This is a genomic window from Levilactobacillus sp. LN180102 (assembly GCF_050106635.1).
Lineage (GTDB): Bacteria > Bacillota > Bacilli > Lactobacillales > Lactobacillaceae > Levilactobacillus > Levilactobacillus brevis.
In genome coordinates this window covers 113,121-131,083 of record NZ_JBNIIX010000002.1, presented here as the reverse complement: position 1 = coordinate 131,083, position 17,963 = coordinate 113,121, and the positions used below count along the sequence as shown (strand labels likewise).

Here is a 17,963-nt window from a genome sequence, read left to right as displayed (position 1 = left end):
AGGTGGGAAAATGAAACGAGAAGTACAAGCATTTATTAATGCAGTCGCTGAGGATGATATGCAACACTTTACGGCGGAGACCACGGTGGCTGATTTTTATGACAAGCCGGACCAAACGATGGCGCCACTGGCGGCATTTATTCGTGAACAAATTGGGGCTGACAAACTGGCCCAAGCTGAACTCAAGGTGACCGATGCTGAGATGTCAGTTCGGTTGGAGTTAAGTGTGATTAATTTGCCATTGCAAGATACGAAGACGATTGGCAAGATTATGGAAACTTCTGAGGAAGCCGATTTAAACGTGTATGCCGTGATTGAATCGCCTGATATTAATGTTTCTGGGTTGCGGATTGATGCCTTAGCACCAGCTACCACCTATGTTGAACAAGCTAAAGTGGCCGACGAGAGTCTTCATGATTGGCTAAACTTGCAGATTGAAAAACTACAAGCAGCAGCGACCAACAAAGAAGCCACTGACGTTAAAAAGTAGTTCGTGTATTCAGTGACGCCTTGTACTTTAGCTGAGATTGTGCTAATATCTTATCTATGCGATGAGTCGAGAAAATCACGCGACTTTCGGGTCGTCCGCGCAAGCGGCTAGGTGAATTTTTCAACAGGGCACATATGTCACCGTATTGTGACGTGTCTGATCTTGAGGGAATGTGGATTCCGAGATAGATCCACTCGTGCAAGCGAGTGCTGTATGAAAGCGTCCAAGCAGTCTTTGACTGGTTGGACGCTTTTTTTGCGTAAAAAATGATAGTGAACCTTGATCGGGGGGGAAACAGCTCGTTTTCTGGTTTAGTGCGATTAAGCCAGCCACTATTGGTTGGGCTTGCCCGCCCATTTGCCGCTTCCCGTCGGGCTACCGTGGTGAGTCATGGTTACGTTGGTTGCACCCTAAGCCTGATTAGAACAATTTTGATTTACTGTCTTGGAAGGCGGCAGGACCAGGACAGTAACTCACATAAGCAAAAGGCGACCAACAAGGCCAAATCCTCGCAGTGACGGGTCAGTGAGGCGTGCGCTACAAGCGAGATCATCTTTTTTGAATTTTTTTGCGAAAACGCTTGCATTCAAAATAAATCCTTGTATACTTGTATTTGTAAGTTGGTTGTCGCAACGAACTAACTAGGAGGGCTTTTATAATTATGACTGAAGAATACTGGAAAGGCGTCGACAAGATTCAATACGTCGGCCATCAAGATAAGAAATCTGGTTTAGGATTCCAATACTACAACCCAGAAGAAGAGATTATGGGTAAGAAAATGAAGGATTGGTTACGGTTTGCCGTTGCTTACTGGCACACCTTTGACCAACGCCTAGTTGACCCATTCGGTGACGGGACCGCGCAACGTCCTTATGACAAGTACACCGACCCAATGGACTTGGCTTTAGCCAAGGTTGATGCTGCCTTTGAATTTTATCAAAAATTAGGGGTAGATTACCTTTGCTTCCACGATCGTGACTTAGCTCCAGAAGGTGATACGTTACGCGAAACGAACGCCAACTTGGACAAAGTTGTTGACAAGATCGTTGAATACCAAAAGACTTCTGGTATGAAGGTTCTTTGGAACACGTCAAACATGTTCACTAACCCTCGGTTCGTTGAAGGGGCTGCAACCTCACCATACGCCGATGTCTTTGCTTACAGTGCCGCACAATTGAAGCACAGTTTGGAAATTGGTAAGCGGGTTGGCTCTGAAAACTATGTCTTCTGGGGTGGCCGTGAAGGTTACGAATCACTCTGGAACACCAACATGAAGCAAGAACAAGAACACGCAGCTAAGATTTTCCATATGGCTAAGGACTACGCTAACGAAATCGGCTTCGATGCTCAAATGTTGCTGGAACCAAAGCCTAAGGAACCAACGACTCACCAATATGACTTTGATGCCGCTACGACGATTGCCTTCATGAAAGAATACGACTTGGATAAAGACTTCAAATTGAACTTGGAAGGTAACCACGCTAACTTGGCAGGTCACACTTACCAACACGAAATCCGGGTTGCTCGTGAAGCTGGTTTGTTAGGTTCATTGGATGCTAACCAAGGTGATAAGTTAATTGGCTGGGATATCGATGAATACCCATCAAACTTATACGAAACGACCGCTGCAATGTACGAAGTTGTCGAAAACGGCAGCATTGGCCCTCGCGGTGGGTTGAACTTTGATGCTAAGCCTCGTCGCTCCTCATTTGCCCCAGAAGACCTCTTCTTAGGCCACATTGTTGGGATGGATAGCTTTGCTGCTGGACTCCGGGTTGCTGCTGCAATGAAGCAAGATGGCTTCTTAGATAGCTTGAAGGCCGACCGTTACAGCTCATACAAGTCTGGTGTTGGTGCTGATATCGAAAGTGGCAAGGCTGACTTGAAGTCCCTTGAAGCTTACGCTATCGACAAGCCACAATCAGAATTGATCGCGGCAACGCATTCTGATCACTTAGAAGAAATTAAGGATACGATCAACCATTACATCATCGATACGTTGAGCAAGTAATCTTTGAGCGTGTTAAGATATAACTAATTAACCATGAAATTGGCGGACGGACGGTGTGTTCGTCCGCCTTTTTTAAACCGAAAATAACTAGGAGGAATGACCGATGGGGAAATATGTACTTGGCGTTGACCTGGGAACTAGTGCCGTCAAGGTGTCGGCCCTAGACCACAGCGGGCAGATTGTCGCCCAAGAAAGCTTTGATTATGATCTGATTCAACAGCAACCAGGATACAATGAACAGAATCCAGAGGACTGGGTTTCTGGTACGACCGTTGCCATTGTCCGCTTGATTTTAAATGACCACTTGGACGCCAGCGATATTGAAGGCTTAAGTTACTCCGGGCAAATGCACGGGCTGGTTCTGCTAGACGAAAACAAAAAGGTTTTGCGACCAGCAATTCTTTGGAACGATACCCGGAGCACGCCCCAGCGAGAAGAAATCGAAGCCAAATTAGGCGATGAATTCGTGGATATTACCCGCAATCAACCGTTAGAAGGCTTCACATTGACGAAGTTACTTTGGGTAAAGGAAAACGAACCCGACATTTGGGCCCAAGCTAAATACTTTGTATTGCCCAAAGACTATGTGCGTTACCGGATGACCGGTAATCTAGCGATGGATTACTCCGACGCTACTGGGACCGTCTTGCTAGATGTCGCGAAAGGCGAATGGAGTAAAAAAATCTGTGACACCTTTGATATCCCATTAAGTATGTGTCCACCATTGATTAAGTCGGTTGACTTAGCTGGGACGGTAACCCCCGCTTACGCTGAATTTTCTGGTTTGACTACGACTACCAAAGTCTTTGGTGGTGCGGCGGATAATGCCGCCGGGGCCGTTGGTGCCGGCATTTTGCACCCTAATATGGTTCTATCGAGCATTGGGACATCTGGGGTGGTCTTGAAGTACGAAGACAATGCGGATGTTAACTACCACGGCGTCTTACAGTTCGAAGACCATGCTATCCCAGATAAATTCTATTCGATGGGTGTGACGTTGGCTGCTGGCTACTCATTAAGCTGGTTTAAGAAGACCTTTGCGCCGGCTGAAGACTTTACGGAAGTCGTTGCTAGTGCTGCCAAGTCCACGGTTGGGGCCAATGGGCTACTCTACACGCCCTACATTGTTGGTGAACGGGCGCCCTATGCCGATGCTGACATTCGTGGGAGCTTTACCGGTGTTGATGGAACGCACCAACGCTATGACTTTGTCCGAGCTGTGTTAGAGGGGATTATCTTCTCTTTCCGCGATCTCTTTGACATCTATGAAGAAAATGGCGGTGATTTTGATACGGTCGTTTCCATCGGTGGCGGCGCTAAGAGCCCGCTGTGGCTCCAAATTCAGGCCGATATCTTTAACCGTAAAGTGGTCAGCCTGACGAACGAACAGGGACCTGGCATGGGCGCTGCGATGATTGCGGCTACTGGCTTGGGCTGGTTTGACTCCTTGCAGGATTGTGCGGAAACCTTTGTGCACTTTGGTAAGGCCTATGAACCAAACCCTGAAAACGTTAAGAAGTACGAAAAGATGCATGCGATTTACAAGCAGGTTTACCAACAGACCAAAACGATTAGTGAACAGTTGTTAGACTATCGGCGAGCGGAGCTTTAGACTAAATCACCGGCAACCCCAAGGGGGATTGTTGGTGATTTTTTGATTACCCAAAAAAGAAAACGGTTTCAAAAAGCTTGTGAAAGTGTTATGATAAGTTCATGGTTGGTTGCGGCAATCAACCAACGGTTTGCGAGACTAACTTACACACATATTGGATAGTTGCTAGTTATGGAAACGACGGTGAACGTCGTAATAAGGAGCGAGATTTATGCGAAAAGTTTCGACCGGATTTGTTTATTTCTTCGGCGCCCTTGGTGGGTTACTCTTCGGGTATGACACCGGGGTTATTTCTGGAGCCATTCTGTTTATTCAGAAGCAAATGAATTTAGGGTCTTGGCAACAAGGCTGGGTGGTTAGTGCGGTTTTGTTAGGCGCAATCTTAGGTGCTGCCATCATTGGGCCTTCGTCCGACCGGTTTGGTCGGCGGAAATTATTACTGCTTTCTGCTATTATTTTCTTCGTTGGGGCCTTGGGCTCTGCCTTTTCACCAGAGTTTTGGACGTTGATCATTTCCCGGATTATCTTGGGGATGGCTGTTGGGGCTGCTTCGGCCTTGATTCCAACGTATTTGGCGGAGTTATCACCAGCTGACAAACGGGGAACGGTTTCCAGCTTGTTCCAATTAATGGTTATGACAGGGATTCTCTTGGCATACATTACCAACTATAGCTTCTCTGGTTTCTATACGGGTTGGCGTTGGATGTTAGGGTTTGCAGCCATTCCTGCTGCCTTATTGTTCTTAGGTGGGCTGATTTTACCTGAAAGTCCCCGGTTCTTGGTTAAGAGTGGGCATTTAGATGAAGCTCGTCACGTGTTAGATACGATGAATAAGCATGATCAAACGGCTGTAAATAAAGAACTAACCGATATTCAAGAATCCGCTAAAATCGTGAGTGGCGGTTGGTCCGAATTATTTGGCAAGATGGTTCGACCTTCACTGATCATCGGGATTGGTTTAGCCATTTTCCAACAGGTGATGGGCTGCAACACGGTACTGTACTACGCACCAACCATCTTCACGGATGTTGGCTTCGGGGTTTCAGCTGCACTGTTAGCGCATATTGGAATTGGGATCTTTAACGTGATTGTGACCGCGATTGCGGTAGCCATCATGGATAAGATTGACCGGAAAAAGATGCTAAATATCGGTGCCGTTGGAATGGGGATCTCCCTGTTTATCATGAGCATCGGGATGAAGTTCTCAGGTGGGTCACAGACCGCGGCGATCATCTCTGTGATTGCTTTGACAGTTTACATCGCCTTCTTCTCCGCAACTTGGGGTCCCGTAATGTGGGTCATGATTGGGGAAGTCTTCCCATTGAACATTCGGGGCTTAGGTAACTCCTTTGCTAGTGTGATCAACTGGACAGCGAACATGATTGTTTCCTTGACGTTCCCATCTCTATTGGACTTCTTCGGAACCGGGAGCTTGTTCATTGGTTACGGGATTCTCTGTTTTGCTTCCATTTGGTTCGTCCAAAAGAAAGTGTTCGAAACTCGGAACCGGTCTTTGGAAGATATCGAAGCCACCTTACGTGCTAAGACAGGCGAAGATGCTGCTGAATTAAGTACGACAAAATAATGAAAACGATTACGAAAATGGTGGGATCAGGTAAAACGGGTCTGACCATTTTTAGTTGTCATGGGTTAGTGGAAACTTCCCGACGCAATCGCTTTCTTTTTCCCGTTTTATTCGCTATTATGAGGTTGTACCTGGAAAATTTACTTATCTAAAGGAGTGAATGGCACATGGCATCAAATGGAAAAGTAGCAATGGTTACCGGTGGCGGACAAGGAATTGGTGAAGCCATCTCGAAACGGTTAGCTAACGACGGCTTTGCTGTGGCAATTGCTGATTTGAACTTGGACAATGCCAACAAGGTCGTTTCTGATATTGAAGCTGCTGGTGGCAAGGCCATTGCGGTCAAGACCGATGTCTCTGATCGTGATAGCGTGTTTGCTGCGGTTAATGAAGCGGCCGACAAGCTGGGCGGCTTTGACGTTATCGTTAATAACGCCGGCCTTGGCCCAACCACGCCAATTGACACCATCACCCAAGAACAGTTTGATACGGTTTATCACGTTAACGTGGGTGGGGTTCTTTGGGGCATTCAAGCAGCCCATGCGAAGTTCAAGGAATTGGGTCATGGTGGAAAGATCATTTCCGCGACGTCTCAAGCCGGGGTTGTTGGTAACCCGAACTTAGCTCTGTACAGTGGAACTAAGTTTGCCATTCGTGGTGTGACCCAAGTTGCGGCGCGTGACTTAGCCGCTGAAGGTATCACGGTCAATGCTTATGCACCCGGGATTGTTAAGACACCAATGATGTTTGACATCGCTCACAAGGTTGGTCAAAATGCTGGTAAAGACGACGAATGGGGGATGCAAACCTTCTCAAAGGACATCGCTTTAGGTCGATTGTCAGAACCAGAAGATGTGGCTAACGGGGTGGCTTTCTTAGCCGGTCCCGATTCTAACTACATTACGGGTCAAACACTTGAAGTTGATGGTGGGATGCAGTTCCACTAAGCTTTCATAATTAAACACAATGAAGGGCCTATCCGCTACTAGTGGATAGGCCCTTTTAGCTGGAATATAGGATACAAAAAATGGTCGTCAGTAACGACGACCATTTTCTGGTTGGAAGAATTGAAGCAAATGGTGATACTCGTGCTAATAACGGAAGGGGGGTCATGTTATCAGCCCTTACTAACAAGATAGCAAAGTCATGTGTAAAATGTGTCGCGGAATGGTATGAATCCGGTAAAGCTTGTCATAACAGTAATTATAAATGGTGAATGACCACGATAATGGTTATTAAATGGTACAATGATGTCAACTAACTTTATCAGTTGAGGTGAGAACGATGATTGCAGATTTTGAAGGTTATATTAATCGAGTTGACAATGCGGCAAATCGCGATCAATTACGGACGGTCTTAACTTGGGTTCAAGAAACTTTTCCCCAATTGGAGCAGCGGTACGCTTGGAATCAGCCGATGTTTACTGATCACGGGACGTTTATTATTGGGTTCAGTGTAGCCAAGCCGCACATGGCATTTGCGCCAGAAGGTCAGGGGATGGTGCACTTTGCCGAGCAAATCGCGGCGGCTGGGTATAATCCGGGGAAAAAGTTTGGCCGCATTAAATGGACGCAAGACGTTGACTATGATTTGTTGAAACAAATTATCCAGTACAACATTGAGGACAAGATCGACTGCACGACATTCTGGCGGCGGTAGGGATTTTTAAGGGGAGAAATAGAGATGCAACGACAACAGTTCCAGCGGGGACGGTGGCAGCAGCCATTAACGGCCACCCTATTGGCGTTAATGATGATGGTGACCCTCTTTGCGTTACGGGGAATAACGCCATTTGGGAACCATAATCTGTTAATCGGCGATTTAGGGGTGCAATATACCCCGTTCTTTACAGATTTTGTTCGCCTGGTTAGGCAGCATACTTGGTCATTTATGAATTTGCACCAAGCACTTGGCGGCAATTGGATGCCGGTTATCAGCTATTACATATTGAGTCCGTTTAACCTGCTTTTGTTCGTGGGGCGGGCGAGTCAGATTCCGGTGATGATTGCCGTCATTATTATGCTTAAAGTAGCGACGATTGCCGGAACCATGACCTTTTATTTACAAGAACACTGGCGTACGACGAGTCGATTTGTGTTGGTATTTGGGCTGGCGTTTGCGTTTAGTGGGTTCGTGGCCTTAAACTTTTTCAATGTGATGTGGCTCGACGCCTTGATTTGGTTACCGCTGGTTACGTGGGGCGTGGATCAATTGGTTCGAACTGGACGGACGGTCGCTTATTTCGGCTGGCTGTTCGTCAGTGTGGTGACAGATTACTATCTGGGATACATGACGTGTTTGTTTATCGTGGCCTACTTTGGCTACGTCATCACGGCAGAGTGGCCGAAGGGGCAATCAGTACGCGCATGGTGGCATCAGCAACGCGGCTTGATTTGGCGGTTTATCGTCACATCATTATTGAGTGTGGGGACCACGCTAGCCATCTTACTACCAACCGTTTTGAGTATGCTAAAAACGCCCAAGGCGAGTGCCGGATTATCGAACTTTTTCTTGGTACCAACGTTTGGATTGGAATTTTTTAGTCAGCTGGGAATGGGGACCACGACGTATCTGCAACGGTTAAATCATGCGCCGGGTATTTTTGTGTCAACTTTCGTGGCCCTGTTGGTGCTCATTTACTTTGCATTGCCTCAAGTTAAACGCGGCGCTAAAGTGCGCTCGGCCAGTCTCTTGTTAGTGGTCTTCTTAGGGATGTGGTTGCGGGGATTTAATACCGTGTGGCACATGCTATCGGCCCCGGCTGGGTACCCGTTTCGCAACAGCTTCTTCTTTAGTTTTGTGTTAATTCTACTAGCAGCCGATGCTTGGCATGCTGGCGTCCAGCAGCTGTCTCGTCGTTGGCGATGGGGGTTACCAACCATCTTGGGTGGCCTGATGATTTTGGGCACAGTAATGATTGGTCCCATGACGAGCTGGACACAATCGGCTTACTATACCAGTCTCCAGCCAGTTAATTGGGGAAATTTGACGCTGAGTGTGTTGATACTCGTGTTGGCGGCTGGGGTGTTATGGTATCGGCCGCAGTGGACAGGATTACTGGGGGTCCTGGTCGGCTTAGAATTACTGGGGAACTTTAATGTGGCGCTCACGGGCGCAGATTTCGGTAATCAACGGCAGTATGCGGCAGCTTATACGCAGGCAGTCAAACGCTTACGGCCCCAAACCACGGCCGCAACGGTATATCGAATTCGGAATAACGTACCAACCGTGGCCGCCGGGTTTGCTGGGCATTATAATCCGTATAACGACAGTATGTGGTTAGGTTATAACGGAACGGGCGCGTATAGTTCCACCATTTCAGCCGCGACCATTCAGATGAGTCAGCAGTTAGGGATTTTTACTCGAAATGTTCGCCGTCTCAGTCCACAGGGATTTACTCCAGTGACCGAGCTGATTTGGGGCGTGAAGGAAAAATTAACGACCACCGGGACGCAACGAGTGGGGAGTTATGTTGGTATGGGGATGGCCGTATCACCCCAACTATTGCGGGTCCACTTATCCGCGGATGCAATTACCAACCAGGAGGCTATCCTACAGGCGTTACGACCACAAACAACGCCGTATTTTCGGACGGTTACTTCGGGGCATGATGCGGTGTATACCAAGTGGCAGATTAACGGCGCAGATACGACCTTTCCGTATAATCATCGCTGGTGGATTACACCGACTGCAACGGGTCGCCTGTACTTTTATGATCCGAGCGGTACCAGTAAGTATTCGACGATGCGGGTTAATGGTCACTTGGTTAAGCCCAAATGGTTTGCTGATCACCAAACGATGATGGTAAATCTGGGGCAGTATCGCCGAGGTCAGCGACTCCAGTTAACTTTTGCGAGTCAGCAGGCGACCGTCACCGGGATGCACGTGGCAACTTTGCCGGCTGAAAAAATGACTGCCGTGCGGCACCAGGTTGCTCAGCATGCCTTGACCTTGCATCAGTACCGTGGACACTTACGGACGAGTTATGTGGGGAACCTGACGGGAACGGCGCAAAAACGTTGGGCGTTATTGAGTTTACCGGCCGAAGACGGTTGGCAAATTACCGTTAATGACCAACGCGTGACTCCCCGAACGGCCTTGCACGGATTAATTGCCGTCCCGATTCATAGCGGTGACAATCATGTGGTGATTCACTATCATGTGGCTGGTGGCCGGCTAGGGGTACTTTTAGGTCTACTCAGTCTGGGGGGCTATGTGGTTTTAGAATGGCGTCGCCGCAATTAAATAGCAAAGTAAAGACCACAACTAGTAGAATGTGAATTCTATCAGTTGTGGTCTTTTTAGTATGCTAGATTGTTAAGGTAACTTGGGTTGCTCGCGATTCTTGGCAACCACTTGTTTTGTGTCGATTGGTGCACCAGTCGTATCGGTGCGAACGACAAACACATCAATGTTTGCCATCCGACTGACATAGGCTGTGACGGAGCCTTCTACCATACGGGCAACAGCGCTCATCCCAGTCGCGCCCAGAACGATTAAATCATTGTGGTGGTCGGCGACAAATTCATGTGCGATGACCGTCTTGGGATTGCCGAAGCGCACGTGAATGGCCAGCTCTTTGAACCCAGTCGCCGCACGCGTGGTTTCGACCAGAGACGTTAAGTAGGCCGTCGCATCTTGTGCGAGGTCATGAATAACATCACCAGGCATTGATCCACTGGCGTAAAAACCATAATGGTTGATTCGTAAGACGTTTAGCAGGTCAACGTGGGCGTGCTCACTCTGTTGTGCTAAGGCCACAGCCTTTTTTAACGCCAATTCTGCTTGGACGGAACCATCGACGGGAACCAAGATATTTGTGTAATGTTGTTGTGCCATAGTTAGCCTTCTTTAGTGAATTAGACGCGACCTTTTAACGTAATTGTAGCGGTATCCAAAACGTGACCGTTAATTTGATGTAAGAGATCGTTGAGCCAAAAGCCTTCCGCTAAGTCTAATTTGGTATTCAATGCATAGACGGTTAGGCTGTAGTCGTGGTCTTGATCCGGCGGAAATGGGCCGGTGTAGTTTTGAAAAATGGCCGGATCAGTGTTGCCTACTAGGGAACCGGCATTGCTATTGCGGCCATGCGTGTGTGGAATTGCATTGGTGCGCGAAACGTCGGCTGTAATTTCACGCGTGGTTCCAGGAAAGTTCGCGGCAACCCAGTGAATCCAGGGAAATCCGCTAACGGGAACGGCATCGAAATCAATGAGGTTCAGCGCAATGGTTTGCGTTTTTTTAGGCAATTTGGATAAGCTGATCGGAAATGATTTTACAGGTTGACCGGCATAGACGTCGTCACCTGTGGCGTGCTTACTGTATTCATCGGCTAGATAGCCATTTTCGGTTGGCACAAAGATTCGCATAAAACCCCTCCTAATGATTGGTACTTACTCTTATTATACCGCAGGAGGGGAGTTATTCGCGAATATTCATAATTTATGTATAAAAAACCGAATATAATAAAAATATCGAATATAATTCCAGAAATATATTGTTTTTCCCCTGAACTCGTGTATGATAAGTACCAATTACTGGCAGTTCAGGAAGGATGACTGAGATGACGCCCCAACAAAAAATTGAAATTCTACAAACGTTAATTCATATTAAATCCGTTAATGCTCATGAGACCGATGTCGCTGATTATTTGGCAAGCCTCTTTGCGCCATATCCCCAAGCGCAGATTGAAAAGGTACCGTTTGCGCCAGGACGAGATAACTTAGTGGTGACGATCGGTAATCCCGCTGGGCCTCAGCTTGGTTTATCTGGCCACATGGATGTTGTTGCGGCCGGCGATGAGACCGCTTGGACGCATCCACCATTTGGTGGCGAAATTGTGGATGGCCGGCTTTTTGGGCGCGGTGCATCGGACATGAAGAGTGGACTGGCTGCCATTGTGATTACCATGCTAGAGTTTCTAGAGCAGGGTACATCACTCGCGGGAAGCCTACGCTTGCTGGCAACGGTTGGTGAAGAGACGGGCGAATATGGAGCAGCAACGCTCACGGATGCGGGGTACGCCGATCACCTGGCGGGCCTGGTCATTGCGGAGCCCAGTGGGTTGGACCAGGTGGTTTATACCGCTCGTGGGGTGATTGATTACAAAGTGGTCTCAACGGGTGTGGCGAGTCACAGTGCGCAGCCGGAAAATGGGGTGAACGCGATTGATAACCTCATGAAGTTTTATCATGCGGTGGGACCACTGATGGCTAAACATACGAAAGTTGACCCCGTACTCGGCGGGTTGCTCCATAACGTTGATCTGATTTCGGGTGGGGAGCAGGTCAATTCAATTCCCGCCCACGCGGAATTAATGGCTAATATGCGGACCATTCCAGCGTATCCTAATCAAATCCTCTATGACGAACTGGAAGCCTTAATTGATCGGTTAAATCAAGAACCGGGGGTTCAACTGGAGCTGAGTTATAGTTATCCGGAAGAAGCCATTCCGGGCGACCCTCAAGCACCATTGGTCCAGCTGGCCAAGCAGATTAGCGATGACGTTTGTCAGCATGAGACGCAGATTGTGGGTTCCGGTGGAGCTAACGATGGGGCCGAATTTTTACGGGCCAAAGCGGATTTCACTAGTATTGAAATTGGCCCGGGAAGCGATACCTCCCACCAAGTTGATGAATATATTGAATTGGATGATTATTTACAGGCCATTACTTTTTATGAAACGTTGGTCCCGGCCTTCTTTGCGCAAATCGGGCAATCGAGCAAACGTCAGTAATTCTTTAAAATTCTCCCAATGTGACTGGTAATTTCCTGAAATCTAGGTATATTAGAAGGTAATTCGTAAATGGGGGAAGAAGGATAGCACATGGCAAAGCAACAACGCCCATGGTTAATCGCCTATCATGTAGGCGTGACAGTACTCACCTTGTGGTCGGTGGTCAATGTGACCTTGATGTTTTTGAAGTGGGGCGATTACGCAATAGAATTTGCGATTGCCAATGGTCTTTTGGTGGTATTCGCGGTCGATTACCTGTTCCGCTTTATCATGACAAAAAATCGAAAGGTCTTCTTGATCCAATCAGCATTTGACTTGTTGGGCATTATCCCGTTACACCCGGTGTTTGCGTTCTTTCGGTTGGCGCGATTAGGCCGGCTGATTCGCTATCACCATCTCTTCTGGCGGCTGGGAATCGCGGGAAAATGGACGAAGGCTTATCATCGGTTTATCTATAAGACCGGCTTCATCTATTTATTTTCGATCAGTGTCGCCATCATTGTTCTAAGTGCCTTTCTCTTTTCGTTAACTGAAAAGCAAAGTCTGGCTAATTCATTGTGGTGGGCGATTACAACGGCAACTACCGTGGGGTATGGGGATGAGACGCCGCACACGGCTTTTGGAAAAATCATTGCCAGTTTTCTGATGTTTGGTGGTATCGGATTTATTGGTTTGTTAACCAGTACCATTACCGATTTTGTGACGGAGCGGGCATCAAAAAATGCCGCGGCCCAAAAGACTAAGGAACAAGCTGACATTGTGTTATTGCTGAGTAAGATCGACACGCTGACCACTAAAGTTGACCGATTACAACAACAGATCGAGCGACTGCATCAATCTAAATAAAAAATAACAGCGGCCCTAGTAGCATCGTCATGCTACGGGGCCGCTGTTATCAATTAACGGACAAACTTTAAATTATAGTTACCCTGACCATCAGACGTAATGGTATAGGTAGAGTATCCGGCTTGTAACCACTGCTGCTTAGAGGCCTGAGCCCAGTTTTGGGCGTCATTGACCGATGAGAACGTGTGGGTACTATCGAATGTTGAATCCGAAGAAGCAGATGAAGATTGTTGCGGTGCTGATGATGAACTGGTCGTATTAGCTGAGCTTTTCTTCGTCTTAGCTTGATCTAATAGATTTTGTTCGCGGGTTTGGATCGCATCATTAGATTCATCGTTAATGATGCTTTGTAGTTTTTGTTTTTGCGTGACGGTTAACCCGTTGTCGTTGTAGCTACTGTACGTTGAGCGAAAACTTTCGTAGGCCGTTTGTTCGGATGCTGACGAACTGGCTGCGGCCACTGATGAGCTGGCACTCGTTGACGACGATGTGGACGAGCCCGTTGTATTGTGATGATTGATGGCCAAGACCAATAAAATAGCTATAGCCAGCGTTAATAACGTCATAATCCACGGCCACCAACGGCGGGGCTTGCGTTGCCGTCGCCGGGGCGGTTGATCTGACCCTTGATTAAAGTTATACCGTTGTACGCGTGATTTTGGTTCTTGGTTGTTCAACTGAAAAACCTCCATGTCCAGAACGGTGTGAAAAAACAAGTTTGTCGTTTTAACGACAAACTATCACACTCCTCATGATACCGCAAAAGGGCGTTAGAATAAAATGATACCCTCATTTTTCCGCTTTTTTCGGTCAAATTTCCCCAGAATGAGACGGGGTATTGTATGATGGAAAGAGAAACGAAGTTTGAAAGGTGGTTTTATTTTGCATAATGATATTCCAGACTTACCCATGAATAACGGTCATCAGATTCCCCAGTTGGGCTTGGGTGTTTTCCAGGTTGATAATGCTGAGGATACTAAGAACGCCATTAAGTGGGCGCTAGCAGCTGGCTATCGGCATATTGATACAGCTGCTTACTATGGCAACGAGCAATGGGTGGGCGAAGCCATCCGCGAAAGTGATGTGCCACGCGATCAGATTTTTGTGACCTCAAAATTATGGAACAGCGTGCGCGGCTACGATGAAACGCAGGCCGCCTTCCAAGAAACCTTAGATAAGCTGGGCTTAGACTATTTGGATCTGTACCTCATTCACTGGCCAGCCCCAGGTTATTTAGACAGCTGGCGGGCGATGGAAGACCTGTATAAGGCCGGGAAGATCAAGAATATCGGTGTGTCGAACTTTAACCAGACGCAGATGGCTGATATCTTGGCTCACGGCACGGTCAAGCCGGTTGTCGATCAAATTGAAACGCATCCTTATTTCCAACAAAACGACATGCACGCTTACTTGGAAAGCCAAGGGATTTTGCATGAAGCGTGGAGTCCACTAGGCGGGGGAAACAACAACGCATTGACCGATTCCGTGATTAATGAATTGGCCGCTGCTCATGACGTGAGTGCCGCCCAGATTATCTTACGGTGGCATGTTCAACGTGAAGAAGTTGTGATTCCTAAGTCAATTCACGAAGCTCGTATCCAACAAAATCGAGACATTTTTGCTTTTGGCCTGGATGAAGATGAAATGAAGGCGATTAGTGACCTCGATACCGGCAAACGAGTGGGTCCAGACCCAGACGATACCGCTTGGTTAAAGAAGTCACAGACCTATTCTGGTCGCAAGTAAGTTACCGAAAGGGTGGAATCCCTTGAGCCTTGGCTTTTGGCTCTAATTGCTCAGTTAGGGCATTTAGAACTGAAAAGGGAACTTTAGCGAAGGGACTCAGAAATCCGGGATGATCTGGATCGGGGACATCCTGATTAGCTTTTAATTTAGGAATTAATGGGACTAGGTCTTCTTTGTGGAGACCTAGTTTTTTGGCGTAGTAGACGGTCTCACGGTAAGTAAAGTTTTTGAAATAGAAGTAAAAACAACCACCCGCTGCGGTAAAGTACCAGAAGATGGTCCACTCTAGACCAATCTTAGCAGGGTCCAAAAAGTTCAGCCAGATGGCAGCGATGACAAAAAGGACATAGAGTACCACTGAAACGCCAGCCCAGCGCTGTTTTTGTGTCAAAATAACGGCCTCATCTCCATAATAGTATTGTATCCAGTGTACGGGGTAAACGGGTCAGAATTCAAGCGATTTTATAAAATCATTGCCGATCATTTCGTTATTGCTTAACAGACGTGTATAATAACACAGTATTGTTACCAATCGCTTTAAGAAATGAGAGGTAGACGACGTGAGTTTAAGTTTCGAGACCATCCAACCAACTGATTACCAGCAGGTAGACCAATTGGTGCAAGCAGCCTTTGAACCCGTAGAAGATAGTCAAGGTAATGAGGTTGACCTGATTCATCAATTACGTAAGACTTATGATTATCAAGCTAGTTTGGAAGTTGTGGCCAAGCCGTCCATTGACACAATAGTGGGCCATGGGCTATTAAGTCCGGTGATGATTCGTGGGAATCGGCATACAACGACAATTGTGGCGCTGGCCCCATTAGCGGTGGCCCCTGATTGGCAAGGCCAAGGTGTGGGGAGTGAATTGCTCAGTGAATTAGAGACGCGGGCTAGAATGGCTGGCTTTGCGGCAGTGAGCGTCGTGGGTGATATGACCTATTATGGCGGCCGCGGATACGTGATGGCTGAAGACTTTGCGATTCATAATAGCTTGCCTGTCCCAATGGGCAGTCACCTCATCAAACCCCTGACGGCCGGGGCCTTAGCCCATGTCGGCGGCATGCTGGAATACCCGGCACCATTTCTGGGCTAGGTTGATGGGTTAAAGATAAAAATAAAATTAGAGGTTGACGGGCATTTCTCATCGTGCTATTATCAAAGTCAATCAAATAACGAACGCTAATTTCCATTACCAAGTAGCGTGTCATCTGGGTGTCAGAAAGTCGGTGGTTGCTGCGAACCGATCAGGGTGATTACGACGAAATACAGTGGGATGTCCTGGTCCGCCAGGCGGGAAATAACTAGAGCCGTTACCTTCTAGTGAGTGGAGTGACTGGGTCTAGAACCAGTGGCTCAAGTTGGGTGGTACCACGGTTTAGTCTAAAATCGTCCCTGTTGCAGAAGATGCAGCAGGGGCGATTTTTTTGTACATAACTTGAGCTAAGAGGAGCGATTAACATGAAAGAAAATTCAACGAAAACGGGTAAACCAATTAGTTTTACAGAGGCTTTGATGATTTTGCTAGCCATGCTAGTAGTGATGGGGTTAGGGGTTATCAAGTTTGGATTATCACCAACCACCCCAGTTTTATTGGTTATTTCCTTGGTGATTCTATGGGCGAAGGTCCGCGGTGCCAATTGGGATACCATTCATGATGGCATTATTGACGGTATTAAAACTGGGATTATTCCCATTTTTATCTTTTTACTGATTGGGGCCTTGATTAGTGTCTGGATTGCCGCCGGGATTATTCCATCCATGATGGTCTTTGGTTTCCATTTGATTTCGGCACAATGGTTCGTGCCATCTGTTTTCCTAGTTTGTGCCATCATTGGTACTTCCATTGGGAGTGCGTTTACGATCATTTCAACTATCGGGATTGCCCTGTTCGGGATGGGGACGACGATGGGCTTCAATCCAGCATTAGTAGCTGGGGCAATCATTTCCGGCGCGATCTTCGGCGATAAGATGTCGCCGCTATCTGATTCAACGAACTTGGCCTCAGCCATTGCTGAATCTGAATTATTTGCGCATATTAAAAACTTGATGTGGTCCACGATTCCAGCATTCTTAGTTTCTTTGGTGCTCTACTTCTTCATGGGAAACGGGGCATCTGATGCGAATGCCATGGGCAAGATTAATGCGACGTTGACCACGTTGAATACCCACTTCTCGATCACTTGGTGGGCAGTTCTTCCGATTTTGGTTATGTTTGCCTGTGCTTGGCGGAAGATTCCGGCCATTCCCACGTTACTGTTAAATATTGGGTTAGCTATTGTGATGATTTTTATTGAAAAGCCCACGACATCGTTGAGCAGTATTGCGACGATGATTGAATCCGGATTTGTGTCCAAGACGGGTAACGGCAGTGTGGATGCCTTACTCACCCGGGGTGGGATTAGTGCCATGATGTCGACGGTGTCACTGATTATTCTGACACTCACCCTTGGCGGATTGCTGATGAAGTTCAATGTGATTCAGACGGTCATGATCCCATTGGCTAAACGCCTACACGGAACCGGTTCATTAGTGACAGCCGCCATTCTAGCCGGGATCGGCGTCAACATCTTTGTTGGGGAACAATACCTTTCCGTTATTTTACCAGGGAAAGCCTTTAAGGAAACCTTCAACGCGCGTGGCTTAGATAACTTGGCACTGAGCCGGGTGCTTGAAGATGGGGGCACGGTTATCAACTACTTGGTTCCTTGGGGCGTGGCGGCCGTCTTCGCGGCTAACACGTTAGGCGTCTCTACACTGGCTTACCTGCCATTCTGTTTCTTCAGTCTGTTGTCACCTGTGTTCTCCATTCTCAGCGGGTTCACCGGTGTTGGTCTCAAACGACTACCATCTAAAGATGATCGCAGTGCGACAGCAGCATCCATCGCGGCTAATGGTCGATAGAGTGGAAAGTGAGCATCAGTAGAATAGAATCAGTT

General features: G+C 47.5%; 16 protein-coding genes. 12 read left to right on the top strand and 4 right to left on the bottom strand.

What is annotated here, in order from left to right; genetic code table 11:
- The first annotated feature begins 10 nt into the window (after positions 1–10).
- From ACP4IT_RS01915 to ACP4IT_RS01885, 7 genes are all read left to right on the top strand, one after another.
- A complete protein-coding gene (locus ACP4IT_RS01915; RefSeq protein ID WP_011666983.1) occupies positions 11–490 on the top strand; it encodes a hypothetical protein in 480 nt (159 codons plus the stop codon).
- A 661-nt stretch (positions 491–1,151) separates the two neighbouring features.
- A complete protein-coding gene (gene xylA, locus ACP4IT_RS01910; protein WP_011666984.1) occupies positions 1,152–2,501 on the top strand; it encodes a xylose isomerase in 1,350 nt (449 codons plus the stop codon).
- 103 nt (positions 2,502–2,604) lie between these two features.
- Positions 2,605–4,113: a xylulokinase gene (gene xylB, locus ACP4IT_RS01905; RefSeq protein ID WP_011666985.1), complete on the top strand. Its 1,509-nt coding sequence runs from the start codon at positions 2,605–2,607 to the stop codon at positions 4,111–4,113.
- A 211-nt stretch (positions 4,114–4,324) separates the two neighbouring features.
- Positions 4,325–5,698, top strand: coding sequence for a sugar porter family MFS transporter (locus ACP4IT_RS01900; protein ID WP_015473104.1), 1,374 nt, complete (start codon positions 4,325–4,327; stop codon positions 5,696–5,698).
- A gap of 167 nt (positions 5,699–5,865) precedes the next feature.
- Positions 5,866–6,645 (top strand): (S)-acetoin forming diacetyl reductase, encoded by a 780-nt coding sequence (locus ACP4IT_RS01895; protein ID WP_015473105.1) that lies wholly within the window; start codon positions 5,866–5,868, stop codon positions 6,643–6,645.
- A gap of 337 nt (positions 6,646–6,982) precedes the next feature.
- Complete coding sequence (locus ACP4IT_RS01890) at positions 6,983–7,357, top strand: iron chaperone (RefSeq protein WP_011666989.1); 375 nt, start codon at positions 6,983–6,985, stop codon at positions 7,355–7,357.
- A gap of 24 nt (positions 7,358–7,381) precedes the next feature.
- A complete protein-coding gene (locus tag ACP4IT_RS01885; RefSeq protein WP_086231777.1) occupies positions 7,382–9,943 on the top strand; it encodes a YfhO family protein in 2,562 nt (853 codons plus the stop codon).
- 72 nt (positions 9,944–10,015) lie between these two features.
- Here the strand turns inward: ACP4IT_RS01885 and ACP4IT_RS01880 are convergent, their stop codons facing one another.
- The gene (locus ACP4IT_RS01880; RefSeq protein ID WP_011666991.1) at positions 10,016–10,537 is read right to left on the bottom strand and encodes a universal stress protein; all 522 of its coding nucleotides are present in this window, start codon (positions 10,535–10,537) and stop codon (positions 10,016–10,018) included.
- Positions 10,538–10,557: 20 nt separating this feature from the next.
- Positions 10,558–11,067 carry a YbhB/YbcL family Raf kinase inhibitor-like protein gene (locus ACP4IT_RS01875; protein ID WP_011666992.1) on the bottom strand — a complete coding sequence of 170 codons (510 nt, stop codon included), beginning with the start codon at positions 11,065–11,067 and terminating at the stop codon, positions 10,558–10,560.
- A 194-nt stretch (positions 11,068–11,261) separates the two neighbouring features.
- On the opposite strand from ACP4IT_RS01875, the gene ACP4IT_RS01870 reads away from it, so the two are divergent.
- Both ACP4IT_RS01870 and ACP4IT_RS01865 read left to right on the top strand, forming a co-directional pair.
- On the top strand, positions 11,262–12,434 hold the full coding sequence (locus ACP4IT_RS01870) for an ArgE/DapE family deacylase (protein ID WP_024855252.1): 1,173 nt from the start codon (positions 11,262–11,264) through the stop codon (positions 12,432–12,434).
- Between the two features lie 90 nt (positions 12,435–12,524).
- Positions 12,525–13,280 (top strand): potassium channel family protein, encoded by a 756-nt coding sequence (locus ACP4IT_RS01865; RefSeq protein ID WP_011666994.1) that lies wholly within the window; start codon positions 12,525–12,527, stop codon positions 13,278–13,280.
- A gap of 53 nt (positions 13,281–13,333) precedes the next feature.
- Here the strand turns inward: ACP4IT_RS01865 and ACP4IT_RS01860 are convergent, their stop codons facing one another.
- Positions 13,334–13,957: a hypothetical protein gene (locus ACP4IT_RS01860; RefSeq protein ID WP_024855251.1), complete on the bottom strand. Its 624-nt coding sequence runs from the start codon at positions 13,955–13,957 to the stop codon at positions 13,334–13,336.
- Positions 13,958–14,162: 205 nt separating this feature from the next.
- On the opposite strand from ACP4IT_RS01860, the gene ACP4IT_RS01855 reads away from it, so the two are divergent.
- Positions 14,163–15,026 carry an aldo/keto reductase gene (locus ACP4IT_RS01855; RefSeq protein WP_024855250.1) on the top strand — a complete coding sequence of 288 codons (864 nt, stop codon included), beginning with the start codon at positions 14,163–14,165 and terminating at the stop codon, positions 15,024–15,026.
- 1 nt (position 15,027) lies between these two features.
- On the opposite strand, the gene ACP4IT_RS01850 is transcribed toward ACP4IT_RS01855, so the two are convergent.
- A complete protein-coding gene (locus tag ACP4IT_RS01850) occupies positions 15,028–15,417 on the bottom strand; it encodes a hypothetical protein (protein WP_011666998.1) in 390 nt (129 codons plus the stop codon).
- A 169-nt stretch (positions 15,418–15,586) separates the two neighbouring features.
- On the opposite strand from ACP4IT_RS01850, the gene ACP4IT_RS01845 reads away from it, so the two are divergent.
- Both ACP4IT_RS01845 and nhaC read left to right on the top strand, forming a co-directional pair.
- Positions 15,587–16,120, top strand: a complete 534-nt coding sequence (locus ACP4IT_RS01845) for a GNAT family N-acetyltransferase (RefSeq protein ID WP_024855249.1) — start codon at positions 15,587–15,589, stop codon at positions 16,118–16,120.
- Between the two features lie 365 nt (positions 16,121–16,485).
- Positions 16,486–17,928 (top strand): Na+/H+ antiporter NhaC, encoded by a 1,443-nt coding sequence (gene nhaC, locus ACP4IT_RS01840; RefSeq protein WP_108477322.1) that lies wholly within the window; start codon positions 16,486–16,488, stop codon positions 17,926–17,928.
- Positions 17,929–17,963 lie beyond the last annotated feature (35 nt).

Bases quoted from the DNA above. Each gene is read 5' to 3' on its own strand.
- nhaC (WP_108477322.1), top strand. From the start codon at position 16,486: ATGAAAGAAAATTCAACGAAAACGGGTAAACCAATTAGTTTTACAGAG.
- ACP4IT_RS01875 (WP_011666992.1), bottom strand. From the start codon at position 11,067: ATGCGAATCTTTGTGCCAACCGAAAATGGCTATCTAGCCGATGAATAC.
- ACP4IT_RS01880 (WP_011666991.1), bottom strand. From the start codon at position 10,537: ATGGCACAACAACATTACACAAATATCTTGGTTCCCGTCGATGGTTCC.
- xylB (WP_011666985.1), top strand. From the start codon at position 2,605: ATGGGGAAATATGTACTTGGCGTTGACCTGGGAACTAGTGCCGTCAAG.
- ACP4IT_RS01900 (WP_015473104.1), top strand. From the start codon at position 4,325: ATGCGAAAAGTTTCGACCGGATTTGTTTATTTCTTCGGCGCCCTTGGT.
- ACP4IT_RS01915 (WP_011666983.1), top strand. From the start codon at position 11: ATGAAACGAGAAGTACAAGCATTTATTAATGCAGTCGCTGAGGATGAT.
- ACP4IT_RS01890 (WP_011666989.1), top strand. From the start codon at position 6,983: ATGATTGCAGATTTTGAAGGTTATATTAATCGAGTTGACAATGCGGCA.
- xylA (WP_011666984.1), top strand. From the start codon at position 1,152: ATGACTGAAGAATACTGGAAAGGCGTCGACAAGATTCAATACGTCGGC.
- ACP4IT_RS01865 (WP_011666994.1), top strand. From the start codon at position 12,525: ATGGCAAAGCAACAACGCCCATGGTTAATCGCCTATCATGTAGGCGTG.
- ACP4IT_RS01885 (WP_086231777.1), top strand. From the start codon at position 7,382: ATGCAACGACAACAGTTCCAGCGGGGACGGTGGCAGCAGCCATTAACG.
- ACP4IT_RS01895 (WP_015473105.1), top strand. From the start codon at position 5,866: ATGGCATCAAATGGAAAAGTAGCAATGGTTACCGGTGGCGGACAAGGA.
- ACP4IT_RS01870 (WP_024855252.1), top strand. From the start codon at position 11,262: ATGACGCCCCAACAAAAAATTGAAATTCTACAAACGTTAATTCATATT.